The following is an 11,752-nucleotide window of genomic DNA, read 5'->3' as shown; positions in this document are numbered from 1 at the left end:
AGCGACATGCAGATTGACTTCGGTGGCGGCAGCGAAATCAGCTTTGAACGTAAGGGTAAGGCTGGCCTTGTCAGGCTTACACGCACTTCTGCGCTTAACGCTCTTACCCATAAAATGATTCTTGCGCTCGACCGTGCTTTACAAGCATGGGAATCGGACGACGATGTCGCTGTCGTTATTGTCGAAGGTGAAGGCCGTGCGTTTTGTGCGGGTGGTGATGTTGTGGCCGCTTATAAGGCTGGCCAGGAAGGAACGCCTGCATTTGACTTCTTCCGCGATGAATATCGTCTCAATGCGCGCATCGGACGGTTCCCAAAGCCATATGTCTCTTTGTTGAATGGCATTGTTATGGGCGGTGGCGCAGGCATCTCCATTCATGGCTCGCACCGGATCGTCACCGAAAATACGCTTTTCGCCATGCCAGAAACTGGCATTGGCTTTTTCCCTGATGTGGGCGGAAGTGCGTTCCTGCCGCATCTGCATGATAATTTTGGCTATTATCTCGCCCTGACCGGCAATCGGATCCGCTGGGGCGATTGCTTGCAAAGCGGCATCGCTACTCATGCCATATCAAGCAGCGATCTGGATGATCTGCGCGACGATCTGATTGCAAAGGCCGATATTGATGCGGCTCTGGCACGCGCACAATATCCGGATTTTGAAACCTCTCCCGAGGCCCGCGCTGTGATTGCGGAGAGTTTTGAACATGCAACGCTTTCTGAATGCGTCGAAGCACTGGAAAAGGCTGCTGCAAATGGCAGCAAGCCAGCAACGGATATTTTGACTGTTCTTGCTACGCGGTCGCCAACCAGTGTAGCGGTGACATTCCGTCAGATTGCTGATGGTCGGGCGCTTGATCTCGATGATTGTATGCGCATGGAATATCGCATTGCATCACGCATGTTGGCGGGGCACGATTTTTATGAAGGCGTTCGGGCGGTTTTGATCGATAAGGACGGGGCGCCAGTCTGGCAGCCTGCGTCGATTGATGAAGTGAAGCCGGAAACGGTCAACGCGTATTTTGCTAATCTTGGCGAGAGGGAACTGAGCTTTTGATGCGTCAGGATGAGTTGCACCAGCATATCCAACCCAGTGGAACCGAATGGTCTTTCGTATGGTTTATGCGTTTGATCGCTTTGGCTGCGCTTGCGAGCGGTGTTTATTACTGGATTAAGCTGATTGGGGTGCAGCCCGGCTTGTTGTGGCGCTTTGATTTGATGCCATGGCAGTGGCAAACAGCCTGTGTCGCGCTGGCGCTCTTAATGCCCGTTGCGGCGACCGGCCTTTGGATGCGCGCGCCATGGGGACCGGTTTTGTGGGTCGTGGCAGCGCTCGGCGAGATCGCGATCTATTCCGTCTTCGCTCGGCACTTCGAATATCGACCACTGATTGTCGGATTTAATGCGACCTGCATCCTCATTTATGTGGTCTTCCGCATCATGCTGTTTCTGGAAAAGCGACGGCTGTCACGCGTCGGTCTCGCCGTCTGAATTGATGTGCTGGTAACAAAACATTAAGCCTGAAATTGCATTTCGCTTGGTAAGCTACTGTTAAGGCTGACTTTTAAGTCCAATTTTATGCATCTCGTCTAAATTCCTATCCAGACACGGTGAAAACACCGGCTGAACAGGAAAGAGAGCGACCTCACGTAAGGTTGCTCCGACAGAGAGGCAAAAGACATGATCAATGCACAGCACAGAATGGATGCATCTGCTCCGCTTTTGAATCCCGAAGCAGCGCTCCGCACACTTTATCTCGAAGCACTACAGCTCGTTGAGCGTCTGCACCGCCGTCTGCTCGACGTCATCAAGGATGAGTTCGACCGTGCTGGTCGAAGCGACATTAATGCGACGCAAGCGTTGCTTCTGTTCAATATCGGTAATTCTGAGCTAACCGCAGGTGAGTTGCGTTCGCGTGGCTATTATCTGGGCTCAAACGTCTCTTACAATCTGAAAAAGCTTGTTGATATGGGCTTTATCAACCATGAACGTTCAAGCACAGATCGTCGCTCAGTACGGGTTAGTTTGAGCGATAAAGGCAATGAGATTGCGGATCAGGTACAGTCTCTTTACCAGCGTCATATTGCTTCTATTGAGCAAGTTGGCGGTATTCAGGTGGAAGAGTTTACAGCAATGAACCGGTCGTTGCAGCGCCTTGATCGCTTCTGGAATGATAGCATAGCGTATCGACTGTAGTATTTTGTTGCAGAACGGTCACAATTGCGCCGGTTAATACGTTAAACTTTATGATTGTGAGCTATTTAAGCAGTCGCTGCCTTGAATTCTTGGCGGCACGACATGAATAAGCCATAAAAACCGACTTATCCGGTTTAATACAGTGCATAATCGTGAGCTATTTCTGAGTGCTTTGCATTCGGACGCAACGGGTTAGCCTTTGGGACCAAAACAATGACCAAAACCGACAAGAATATGCTGGCTATGAATGTGGGCCGTCGCAGCTTTCTGCGTGGTGCTGCAACTGCTGGTTTGGCCGCTGCCGCATCTGCAATTGCTCCTGCGGCATTTGCCCAGCAGCAACAGGCATTGAATGATATTCTTTCGGCGCCACGCCGCGGCAACTGGGACGACCAGTTTGATGCGCGTGCAACGGGTGGCCAGAAGGTTGCAACCAATCAGCCGGTTATCAGCCAGCAGACGGTCGGAAATCTTCAGTCGGCAATTGCTCAATATGGCGATATTGCCGCTCGTGGTGGCTGGCCGCAGGTTCCGGGCAGTGCAAAGCTGCAGCTTGGCGTCAATGATCCTTCAGTTCAGGCTCTGCGTCAGCGCTTGATCGTTTCGGGCGATTTGCCACGCGAAGCTGGCGTTTCGAGCGCTTATGACACTTATGTTGATGCAGCCGTTAAGCGTTTCCAGTCGCGTCACGGCTTGCCTGCCGACGGCGTCATGGGCCAGTTCACCTATGCCGCCATGAATGTTGATGCGAATACACGCTTCGGCCAGCTGCAGACAAATCTTCAGCGCCTTTCCGGCATGACGCCAGCAAGCCAGACAGAGCAGCGCTTTGTTATGGTCAATATTCCGGCTGCTCGTATTGAGGCCGTGGAAAATGGCAGCGTTTCACAGCGCCATACAGCGGTTGTTGGCAAGATTGATCGTCAGACGCCAATTCTTGATTCCAAGATTCACGAAGTTATTCTCAATCCTTACTGGACGGCTCCGAAGTCGATCATCCAGAAAGATATTATTCCACTGATGCGGAAAAACCCGCAATATCTGGCGAACAACAAGATCCGTCTCTACAATGCGCAGGGTCAGGAAGTTCCGCCGGAAAGCGTTGACTGGAACACCGATGATGCGGTGAAGCTGATGTTCCGTCAGGATCCGGGCAAGATCAACGCCATGTCCTCGACGAAGATCAACTTCCACAACACGCATGCCGTTTACATGCATGACACACCGCAGAAGAGCTATTTTAACAAGTTGATGCGCTTTGATTCGTCAGGTTGCGTCCGCGTGCAGAACGTTCGCGATCTGGATGTATGGCTGTTGAAGAACACGGCTGGCTGGGATCGTCAGAATATCGAAGGTACGATTGCTTCAGGTGTGAATACGCCAATTCAGGTTGCCGATCCTGTGCCGCTGCACTTCGTTTATATCACTGCGTGGTCAACTGGTGACGGTGTGGTGCAGTTCCGCGACGATATCTACAAGATGGACGGTGCGACAGCACTGGCGCTTGGTACCGATATCTGATCTGAAACATCTAGTAAAAAGCCGCCCCAATGCGTTTCGGGTGGCTTTTTTGTTTCTCTTTATGCCTTTGGCACCATCATGCCGCATTTTGGAACATGCTTTTCGCTTTGCGGCCATTGGCCTTGCCATTCGAAGTGTGATACTGCGCCTCATCTCTTAGTGCTACGGCCGGCTAACCCGGAGGGTGTGAAACATGACACAAGCCAATACCGCTTTTTTCAACGCAACTCTTGAAGAGATTGACGCCGATATTTTCGGTGCGATCCGCAACGAACTTGGTCGTCAGCGCCATGAAATTGAGCTGATCGCCTCAGAAAACATTGTTTCGCGTGCGGTGCTTGAAGCACAGGGTTCGATCCTCACCAACAAATACGCTGAAGGTTATCCGGGCAAGCGCTATTATGGCGGCTGCCAGTATGTTGACGTTGTAGAAGAGCTGGCAATCGAACGCGCCAAGAAGCTGTTCGGTGCAGAGTTTGCAAACGTGCAGCCAAACTCCGGCAGCCAGATGAATCAGGCTGTGTTCCTTGCGCTTTTGCAGCCGGGCGACACTTTCATGGGCCTTGACCTCAATTCCGGTGGTCACCTGACACACGGTTCGCCTGTGAACATGTCGGGCAAGTGGTTCAACGTTGTTTCCTATGGCGTTCGTGAAGACGATCATCTTCTCGATATGGAAGAAATCGCGCGCCTTGCACGCGAACATAAGCCAAAGCTCATTCTCGCTGGCGGTACCGCTTATTCGCGTATCTGGGACTGGAAGCGTTTCCGTGAAATCGCTGACGAAGTTGGCGCATATCTGATGGTTGATATGGCTCACATCGCTGGTCTGGTTGCCGGTGGTGTACACCCATCGCCAGTTCCACATGCGCATGTTTGCACCACGACGACTCACAAGTCGCTCCGTGGTCCACGCGGCGGTATGATCCTCACCAACGATCCTGATCTGGCGAAGAAGTTCAATTCGGCTGTCTTCCCGGGCTTGCAGGGCGGACCTCTGATGCACGTGATTGCCGGTAAGGCCGTCGCTTTCGCAGAAGCTCTGAAGCCAGAATTCAAAATCTACGCTCAGAACGTTGTTGATAATGCGCGTGCGCTTTCGGACGAACTGAAGTCGCAGGGCTTGGATATTGTTTCCGGCGGCACTGACAACCACCTGATGCTGGTTGATCTGCGTCCGAAGAATGCAACTGGTAAGCGCGCTGAAGCAGCGCTTGGCCGTGCGAACGTCACCTGTAACAAGAACGGCATTCCTTTCGACCCTGAAAAGCCATTCGTAACCTCCGGTGTTCGTCTTGGTACGCCTGCTGGTACAACACGCGGTTTCGGCAAGGCTGAATTTAAGGAAATCGGCTCGCTGATCGCAGAAGTGCTCGATGGTCTGAAAGTTGCCAACTCCGACGAAGGCAATGCTTCCGTTGAAGCAGCGGTTAAGGCCAAGGTCATTGCGCTGACCGATCGCTTCCCGATGTACGGCTACCAGGGCTAAAACCCTTCAAATTTTGATGAAGCCCCGCTCAACCTTGTTGAGCGGGGCTTTTTCATATCTGTCTCAATTAGGCAGCATTCGCCTGATGGAGTATCATTCAATGGAATCATCTATCCAGTTGAAAGTGTGTCATGCGTTGTCCCTATTGCCAGTCTGAAGATACGCAGGTGAAGGATTCCCGCCCGGCGGAAGACGGAGCGGTTATTCGCAGACGTCGTGTCTGTTCGGTTTGTGGCGGACGCTTCACAACTTTTGAGCGCGTGCAATTGCGCGATCTTATGGTCGTGAAGAAGAGCGGTCGTCGCGTGCCATTTGATCGCGAAAAACTGTCTCGTTCCATTGATGTAGCTTTGCGCAAGCGTGATATTGATGAAGAGCGTATCGAACGCGCAATTTCTGGTATCGTGCGCCAGCTCGAAAGCTCCGGCGAAGCGGAAGTTACGTCAGACGAAATTGGTCGTTTAGCGATGGATGCTCTCAAGGGCGTCGATGACATTGCCTATATCCGCTTTGCTTCTGTTTATCGCAATTTCAGTAAAGCCGTCGATTTCCACAACGTCATTGATGAGTTGACGACGACCGAAACTGAACGCGATCCGGACGCATAAAATGAGCCAAGTGGAATTCCCGCATGCAAATGCGACGCCGGACGATTTGCGCTTTATGGAAGCTGCTATTCGTCTTGCACGGCGCAACAAAGGGCTGACAGGCACAAATCCATCAGTAGGCACCGTCATCGTCAAGGACGGTATAATCGTCGGACGTGGTGTCACGGCCATTGGCGGACGCCCTCATTCAGAGCCGCAGGCACTGGCCGATGCGGGAGAGGCGGCGCGGGGCGCTACGGCTTATGTGACGCTCGAACCATGTGCACATCATGGTCGCACACCACCATGTGCGGAAGCTCTTGTTCAGGCCGATGTAGCGCGCGTGTTTGTTGCTGCGACCGATCCTGACGAAAGAGTAAGCGGCAAAGGCTTTGCGATCCTGCATGACGCGGGCATTGAAGTCGTGCCGGGCATTCTGTCAGATAAGGCTGCTGATGACCTCGCGGGCTATCTGAATCGATCTTCTAAAAAACGTCCGGAAGTGATTCTGAAACTTGCACTTTCTGCCGATGGTTACATCGGCAAAAAAGGTGAGGGGCAGGTCGCAATCACGGGTCCAATTGCGCGTGCGCAGTCGCATATTTTGCGTTCGCAGACGGACGTAATTCTTGTTGGTGTCGAAACGGCCATCGCTGATGACCCTATTTTAAATTGTCGGCTGCCGGGGTTGGAGCAACGCTCGCCAGTTCGCCTTGTTTTGGACAGCGGATTAAAATTGCCGCTTGATTCAAAGCTTATTCGTAGCTCAGACGCTATTCCTTTGTGGCTTGCTTGCTGTGAACATGTGGCGCCTGAGCGACGTTATGAGATGCAGGCGGCAGGGTGTCGCATCATCGCGGCGGAAAGTGATGAAGGTCGCATCGCTTTACCAGAATTGATGGATGACCTTGCTGCACAGGGTATTTCTTCCGTTCTGGTCGAAGGCGGAGCAAGCGTTGCGAGCAGCTTTTTAAAAGAAAATCTGGTCGATCGCGTCGTGCTTTTTCGCTCAGCTGTTGAAATCGGTGCCACGAACGGGGTTGCTGTCACCGATCTGCAATCCCATATCGCTAATGAATTCGCAATTGTGCGCGAGGCGCGATATGGCGACGATGCTTATGCGGAATATGTAAGGAAGACTTGATGTTTACAGGTATTGTCACGGACATTGGCAAGGTTGAACGTATTAAGCCGCTTAATGAAGGTGTGCTGCTGCGGATCGAAACAGCTTACGATCCTGAAACCATCGAACTTGGTGCTTCGATAGCCTGTTCTGGTGTTTGCCTGACCGTCGTGGCGCTGCCAGAAAAAGGCACCAATGCCCGCTGGTTTGAAGTGGAAGCCTGGGAAGAGGCATTGCGCCTCACGACCATTTCAAAATGGGAAAATGGCACCCGCATCAATCTTGAGCGTTCGCTCAAGCTAGGTGACGAAATGGGTGGCCACCTCGTTTCCGGTCACATTGATGGACAGGCGGAAATTGTTGAGCGCAAGGAAGAGGGCGATGCTGTCCGCTTCACTCTGCGTGCGCCGGAAGAACTTGCACCTTTTATCGCCCAGAAAGGCTCTGTCGCACTGGATGGCACATCGCTGACGGTCAACGGCGTCAATGGCAACGAGTTTGACGTTCTGCTCATTCGTCATTCGCTTGAAGTGACGACGTGGGGCGACCGTAAAGCAGGTGACAAGATCAATATTGAGATTGATCAGCTGGCCCGTTACGCAGCAAGGCTTGCGCAATATAAGAAATAAGCTTAGAGCCTAAGAACCCTAAGCTGTTTTTTTGAATTTAGCGTTGACCGCAGGATTTGCGGTCCGCGATTTCTGTCATGGAGTCTCTCATGTCGAAGCACGAGGCGCACGCGCCGCATTTGCTCATTGTTGAAGCGCGTTTCTACGAAGAACTGTCTGATGCGCTTCTTGACGGCGCAAAAGCTGCTCTGGATGCTGCTGGCGCGACCTATGATGTTGTGACGGTTCCTGGGGCGCTTGAAGTACCAGCGACGATTTCTTTCGCGCTTGATGGCGCTGAAAATGGCGGCACGAATTATGATGGCTTTGTTGCTCTCGGCACTGTCATTCGCGGTGAAACCTATCATTTTGATATTGTTGCCAATGAATCCTGCCGCGCTTTGACCGATCTTGCAGTTGAAGAAAGCCTCGCCATCGGCAATGGTATTCTGACTGTTGAGAACGATGAGCAGGCTTGGGTGCGTGCGCGTCGTGAAGACAAGGATAAGGGCGGCTTTGCAGCCCGCGCAGCCCTGACTATGATTGACCTACGTAAGAAATTCGGAGCCTGATACGATGACCGCTTCTTCTGAAGGCCGCACCAGCCCGAATGCACCAAGAGCCGCCAATAAGCGTGGCGTCGCGCGTCTCGCAGCCGTTCAGGCGCTCTATCAGATGGATGTTGCCGGTACAGGCGTCATGGAAGTCGTTGCTGAATATGAAGCCCATCGCCTTGGCAAGGAAGTGGACGGCATGCAGTATCTCGATGCCGACCCGCAATGGTTCCGTGGCATTGTGGCAGGTGTTGTGGAAACACAGCTTGCACTGGATCCGATGATCCATCAGGCATTGACTGAAGATTGGCCGCTTTCCCGTCTTGATTCAACACTGCGTGCGATTTTGCGCGCCGGTGCGTGGGAATTGAAAACCCGTAAAGATGTGCCAACTGCGGTTATCGTCTCGGAATATGTGGATATCGCCAAGGCTTTTTACACCGAAGAAGAGCCGAAGCTCGTCAATGCCGTGCTCGACCGTATCGCTTTCGAGCTTCGTGGCGAAAGCCGTGGAACAAAGCCGCGCGGCAAGTAACAGACATTCCTATTTAGATGAAAAAGGCTGTGAGAAATCGCAGCCTTTTTGCTTTGGTAATTCAATAAACTACGACTTGACGTTTCAACACGTCTTCCGCATGTTGAGCCTGCGGCATTGAGAATGCGCGAATGCAGAAACATCTGCAAACTCTTCGATTGTAAGCAGATGCTTCAAACGTAAAAATCAAGCCGATGAAACCCGGTGAATGGACGGTTTCAGGCACTTCCATGCCGCTATCTCTGGCCCGGGGAGGGGTTTTCGGGCCTTTCATGCGCCGATGTGTGCAGATAATCGCTCCGTGATTGTGAGCGATCTATCTCAACCTGGTGCGCGCTCAATGGGAGTTGGCCTAAATGGGAATCGGAGTTCTTCTTCTCGTCATAGCCTGCGGTGTATTTTCCGTTCTGTTTGCAATATGGGCAACGCGTTCGGTCCTCGCCGCAGATCAGGGTACAGCGCGTATGCAGGAAATTGCTGCTGCAATTCGTGAAGGTGCCGCAGCCTATCTCGCGCGACAGTATACGACGATTGGGCTGGTCGGCATCGTTGTCTTTCTTGCAGTCTGGTATCTGCTCTCTATTTCGGCCGCTATTGGCTTCCTCATCGGTGCAGTCCTGTCCGGTTTGACGGGCTTTATCGGGATGCATGTTTCTGTTCGTGCGAATGTACGAACCGCGCAAGCCGCCTCCCTCAGCCTCGCCGGTGGCCTGGAAATAGCTTTCAAGTCTGGCGCAATCACCGGAATGCTCGTTGCTGGTTTGGCACTGTTGGGCGTGTCGGTTTATTATTTAATTCTGACTGTCTGGCTGGGTTATGCGCCGTCTGATCGTACAGTCATCGATGCGCTTGTGGCGCTCGGTTTTGGTGCGTCGCTGATTTCTATTTTCGCGCGCTTAGGCGGCGGTATCTTTACAAAGGGCGCTGATGTCGGTGGCGATCTTGTCGGTAAGGTCGAGGCAGGCATTCCGGAAGATGATCCACGCAATCCGGCAACCATTGCTGATAATGTCGGCGATAATGTCGGTGACTGCGCGGGCATGGCTGCGGATTTGTTTGAAACTTACGCGGTGACGGTTGTCGCCACGATGGTTCTGGCCGCAATCTTCTTCGCCGGTTCCGATGTGCTTTCAAGCGTGATGCTTTATCCGCTGGCCATCTGTGGCGTTTCCATCCTTACATCGATAGCCGGGACGTTTTTCGTCAAGCTTGGTGTGAATGGCTCGATCATGGGCGCGCTTTATAAAGGGCTGATCGCTACCGGATTGCTGTCTATTGCAGGCCTGGCCGTCGCCAATACACTGACTGTTGGCTGGGGAGAGGTCGGCACTGTTGCAGGCCAAACAATCACCGGCGCCAACCTGTTTATCTGTGGCATCATCGGTTTGATCGTTACCGGCCTGATCGTCGTGATTACTGAATATTATACCGGCACCAACAAACGCCCGGTCAATTCGATTGCGCAGGCGTCTGTGACGGGCCATGGCACCAATGTCATTCAGGGCTTGGCCGTGTCGCTGGAATCAACGGCCTTGCCTGCCATTGTGATTGTTGGTGGTATCATAGGCACGTATCAGCTTGCTGGACTGTTCGGCACCGCAATTGCCGTTACAGCTATGCTTGGTATTGCTGGTATGATTGTAGCTCTCGATGCTTTTGGTCCGGTGACGGATAATGCGGGCGGCATTGCCGAAATGGCAGGCCTTGATCCGGAAGTGCGCAAATCCACTGATGCGTTGGATGCCGTGGGCAACACGACGAAGGCGGTTACGAAGGGCTATGCGATTGGCTCTGCCGGCCTAGGTGCATTGGTGCTGTTTGCTGCCTATTCCAATGATCTGTCCTATTTCGCCGCCAATGGACAAACCTATCCCTATTTCGCAGATATGGGGCCGGTATCGTTTGAGCTGTCCAATCCATATGTCGTGGCAGGTCTGATTTTTGGTGGCCTTATTCCATACCTTTTTGGCGGTATGGCAATGACAGCTGTTGGACGTGCAGGCGGTGCCGTTGTGCAGGAAGTACGCCGTCAGTTTCGCGAAAAGCCGGGCATTATGACTGGCAAAGATCGCCCGGATTATGCGCGTGCAGTCGATCTGCTCACCAAAGCGGCTATCCGGGAAATGATTATTCCGTCGCTGCTTCCGGTTCTGGCTCCAATTGTCGTCTATTTTGGTGTTCTGCTCATCTCAGGCTCCAAAGCTGCGGCTTTTGCAGCGCTCGGCGCGTCGCTTTTGGGCGTTATCATCAACGGATTGTTTGTGGCCATATCCATGACATCGGGTGGTGGCGCATGGGATAATGCCAAGAAAAGCTTTGAAGATGGCTTCACAGACGCCGATGGCGTTAAGCATCTCAAAGGTTCTGAAGCACACAAGGCTTCCGTAACAGGCGATACCGTGGGTGACCCTTATAAGGATACCGCTGGTCCTGCCGTTAATCCCGCAATTAAGATCACCAACATTGTGGCACTTTTGCTGCTCGCAGTGCTTGCGCATTCCGCTTGATATAAAGCCAATAAAAAACCCGCCGTAAGGCGGGTTTTTTGTGATCGTTTTGCAGAATTAGTTGTTTCCGCCAGCTGTCATGCCGCCCGGAAGCGACGTTGGAGCCTTGGCAACACCCTGAATGATCTGGCCAATGAATGTCTGATCCTTACCGCCGGTCGGCGTCGTACGGGACACAAAATCAAAGACCTTGCCATCCTGAAGACCGTAATTGGCGATATGATGAACCTTGCCGTCCTTATCGAAGTAAACCGCAAGGATATTGCGATCGACAATTTTCGGCTTCATGAACTGGGCTGCACGGTAGCGCTTCTGCGAAATGTAATAGAACACTTCGTTGTCGAAGGTTGCCGTCGTCGATGGCGTTCCGAGAGCCAGAAGCACTTGCTCACGGCTGGAACCAACCGGAACCGAATCGAGCGCATCCTGATCAAGCACGTAACCCTCTGTGATCGTTTCCGACGGGTTTAGCGTGGATGCAGTGTTGCATCCGGCAAGAGCCGCCGAAAAGAGAATTGCTGTGCCTGCGAGAAGGGCACGCTGTTTGCGTGCGCTTGGGAAAATTCGCTGCAACAAAGACCTCTCCATACATTCTATATCAGCGCGGCACTTTCGCCGTCAGGAGAACTTCGG

Annotated in this window: 12 protein-coding genes; 11 read left to right on the top strand and 1 reads right to left on the bottom strand. The window is 52.6% G+C overall.

Annotation, left to right across the window (positions count from 1 at the left end; all coding sequences use genetic code 11):
• Positions 1 to 6 precede the first annotated feature (6 nt).
• The 11 genes from J2782_RS05245 (at position 7) to J2782_RS05195 (ending at position 11,119) form a co-directional block, all read left to right on the top strand.
• Positions 7 to 1,056 carry an enoyl-CoA hydratase/isomerase family protein gene (locus J2782_RS05245; RefSeq protein WP_310010541.1) on the top strand — a complete coding sequence of 350 codons (1,050 nt, stop codon included), beginning with the start codon at positions 7 to 9 and terminating at the stop codon, positions 1,054 to 1,056.
• Positions 1,056 to 1,490: a DUF6163 family protein gene (locus tag J2782_RS05240; RefSeq protein WP_310011085.1), complete on the top strand. Its 435-nt coding sequence runs from the start codon at positions 1,056 to 1,058 to the stop codon at positions 1,488 to 1,490. Before J2782_RS05245 ends, J2782_RS05240 begins: the two co-directional genes overlap by 1 nt.
• Before the next feature lie 189 nt (positions 1,491 to 1,679).
• Positions 1,680 to 2,195, top strand: coding sequence for a transcriptional regulator LdtR (ldtR, locus tag J2782_RS05235; protein WP_250039598.1), 516 nt, complete (start codon positions 1,680 to 1,682; stop codon positions 2,193 to 2,195).
• Between the two features lie 213 nt (positions 2,196 to 2,408).
• On the top strand, positions 2,409 to 3,716 hold the full coding sequence (locus tag J2782_RS05230) for a L,D-transpeptidase family protein (protein WP_310010540.1): 1,308 nt from the start codon (positions 2,409 to 2,411) through the stop codon (positions 3,714 to 3,716).
• 193 nt (positions 3,717 to 3,909) lie between these two features.
• A complete protein-coding gene (gene glyA, locus J2782_RS05225) occupies positions 3,910 to 5,205 on the top strand; it encodes a serine hydroxymethyltransferase (RefSeq protein WP_250039600.1) in 1,296 nt (431 codons plus the stop codon).
• A gap of 131 nt (positions 5,206 to 5,336) precedes the next feature.
• The gene (gene nrdR / locus J2782_RS05220) at positions 5,337 to 5,813 is read left to right on the top strand and encodes a transcriptional regulator NrdR (protein WP_310010539.1); all 477 of its coding nucleotides are present in this window, start codon (positions 5,337 to 5,339) and stop codon (positions 5,811 to 5,813) included.
• A 1-nt stretch (position 5,814) separates the two neighbouring features.
• Positions 5,815 to 6,936 carry a bifunctional diaminohydroxyphosphoribosylaminopyrimidine deaminase/5-amino-6-(5-phosphoribosylamino)uracil reductase RibD gene (gene ribD / locus J2782_RS05215; protein ID WP_310010538.1) on the top strand — a complete coding sequence of 374 codons (1,122 nt, stop codon included), beginning with the start codon at positions 5,815 to 5,817 and terminating at the stop codon, positions 6,934 to 6,936.
• Positions 6,936 to 7,544 carry a riboflavin synthase gene (locus tag J2782_RS05210; RefSeq protein ID WP_310010537.1) on the top strand — a complete coding sequence of 203 codons (609 nt, stop codon included), beginning with the start codon at positions 6,936 to 6,938 and terminating at the stop codon, positions 7,542 to 7,544. The genes ribD and J2782_RS05210 overlap by 1 nt, the downstream gene beginning before the upstream one ends.
• A gap of 89 nt (positions 7,545 to 7,633) precedes the next feature.
• The gene (locus tag J2782_RS05205; protein ID WP_250039604.1) at positions 7,634 to 8,095 is read left to right on the top strand and encodes a 6,7-dimethyl-8-ribityllumazine synthase; all 462 of its coding nucleotides are present in this window, start codon (positions 7,634 to 7,636) and stop codon (positions 8,093 to 8,095) included.
• Between the two features lie 4 nt (positions 8,096 to 8,099).
• Positions 8,100 to 8,612, top strand: a complete 513-nt coding sequence (gene nusB / locus J2782_RS05200; RefSeq protein WP_250039606.1) for a transcription antitermination factor NusB — start codon at positions 8,100 to 8,102, stop codon at positions 8,610 to 8,612.
• A 356-nt stretch (positions 8,613 to 8,968) separates the two neighbouring features.
• Positions 8,969 to 11,119 (top strand): sodium-translocating pyrophosphatase, encoded by a 2,151-nt coding sequence (locus tag J2782_RS05195; protein WP_310010534.1) that lies wholly within the window; start codon positions 8,969 to 8,971, stop codon positions 11,117 to 11,119.
• Between the two features lie 57 nt (positions 11,120 to 11,176).
• On the opposite strand, the gene J2782_RS05190 is transcribed toward J2782_RS05195, so the two are convergent.
• A complete protein-coding gene (locus J2782_RS05190; protein ID WP_250039610.1) occupies positions 11,177 to 11,695 on the bottom strand; it encodes an outer membrane protein assembly factor BamE in 519 nt (172 codons plus the stop codon).
• Positions 11,696 to 11,752: the final 57 nt, after the last annotated feature.

The organism is Brucella pseudogrignonensis, from assembly GCF_031454375.1.
In the GTDB taxonomy this organism is placed as follows: domain Bacteria; phylum Pseudomonadota; class Alphaproteobacteria; order Rhizobiales; family Rhizobiaceae; genus Brucella; species Brucella pseudogrignonensis_A.
Note: the sequence above shows the minus strand (reverse complement) of the source record. Positions and strands in the feature narration are given on the sequence as shown.